The sequence below is a fragment of the Aggregatilinea sp. genome (genome assembly GCF_036822615.1).
Classification (GTDB): Bacteria; Chloroflexota; Anaerolineae; order Aggregatilineales; family Aggregatilineaceae; genus Aggregatilinea.
Genome location: NZ_DAISHJ010000143.1, coordinates 1 through 1,496 on the forward strand (window position 1 = coordinate 1; position 1,496 = coordinate 1,496).

Sequence of the window (1,496 nt, forward strand, 5' to 3'; positions counted from 1 at the left end):
CGTGATCGACGTGCTCAAGGAGAAGCTCGCCGAACAGAAGATCGACGCCGACATCGACGGCCGACCCAAGCACTTTTACTCGATCTATCGCAAGATGCGCCAGCAGAACAAGAGCTTCGACCAGATCTTCGACCTGATCGCGGTGCGCATCATTGTGGACACGATTCCCGACTGCTACGCGGCGCTGGGCGTGGTGCAGATTTTGCTGGGACGCGGCATCGACCTGGATCTGACGCAGGCGATTGCGCGGGTAGCGCAGGCGCAGCCGGTCCCCGTGAGCGAGGACGTGCAGCGCGACGTGCTGGCGTTCATCGCCGGGCGGCTGGACGTGCTGCTGCACGAACAGGGCTGGGCGCACGACGTGATCGCGGCGGTGCTGGCCGAGCAGAGCGCGCGTCCGGCGCGGGTGATCGAGGGCGTGCGCGAGCTGGCGGCCTGGGTGGCGCGCGAGGACTGGTCGCCGATCCTGGACAACTATGCGCGCTGCGTGCGCATCACGCGGCCCGAAACGGAGACATATCCGGTCGATCCGGCGCTGTTCGAGGACGAGGCCGAGCACGCGCTGTTCGCCGCGTACGAAGCCGCCGCCGCGCAGCTTTCGCCGGACTCGAACGTGGGCGCGTTCCTGTCGGCGTTTGCGCCGACCGTTCCGGCCATCCAACAGTTCTTCGAAGCGGTGCTGGTCAACGCGCCGGACGCGGCGGTGCGCCAGAATCGCCTGGGGCTGCTGCAAGCGATCGCAGGCCTCGCGCACGATCGCGCCGACCTGAGCCAGCTCGCCGGGTTCTAGCCCGCAGCAAATGAGGCATTCCCGTATGGGCAGTTCACGAATTGCCCCTGCGTCAAACAGGTGTGATTTCGGTAGGGGCGTATTGCGATACGCCCCTACGTGATCGTCACTGTCCGCACCGCGACCTCACCCCCGGAGATCGCGCGTGATCCGTAGGGGCGGGGCTTGCTCCGCCCGTTTTTTTTCCTCTCGGCGAGGTGGCCTACGCGGAAAAATCTGCGTGCCGCTCGGCGTTGCGCGCCACGGCGAGGATCTGGCGCTTGACGTGCTCATCCTCGGCGCTGACCGTGTTCCCGAACCAGCTTGCGCTGAGGCACGCGTACGCGAAGACGAACGCCCGCAGCCGCCCCAGGTCCACGCCCATGCCGTCCGCCAGAATCTCGCTTACCTTGAGCATCCGCGTTTCGGAGATCACCCGGTCGTCGGCGTGTGACGGGTTGCACAGCGTATTCGCGGCGTCGTAGGAACGTTCGCCGTACAGCCCCTTCGCGTCGTAGGCCAGCCAGCCGCGCACCAGATGCCGCCGGATGTTGTGGTGTTGGATGTCGCCGTGCAGCACGCACTCGTCGCGCGCGGTCGAAAGCAGGTATTCCGCTGCCCGTGCGCCGCGCACGTAGATCGAGTTTTCGCCGGACGCCTCATCGCGCGCGGCCCGGTCGAACAGCGAGCGGAACCGTAACCGCAGCGTACGCAGCGGCGGGACAGG

At 66.7% G+C, this 1,496-nt stretch carries 2 protein-coding genes; one reads left to right on the forward strand and one right to left on the reverse strand.

Going from position 1 to position 1,496, the window contains the following annotated elements; translation table 11 throughout:
- The coding region (locus V7116_RS23220; RefSeq protein ID WP_324394373.1) for a glycine--tRNA ligase subunit beta at positions 1 to 790 on the forward strand (790 nt) is incomplete at its 5' end.
- A gap of 202 nt (positions 791 to 992) precedes the next feature.
- Here the strand turns inward: V7116_RS23220 and V7116_RS23225 are convergent.
- The coding region (locus V7116_RS23225) for an aminoglycoside phosphotransferase family protein (protein ID WP_324394374.1) at positions 993 to 1,496 on the reverse strand (504 nt) is incomplete at its 5' end.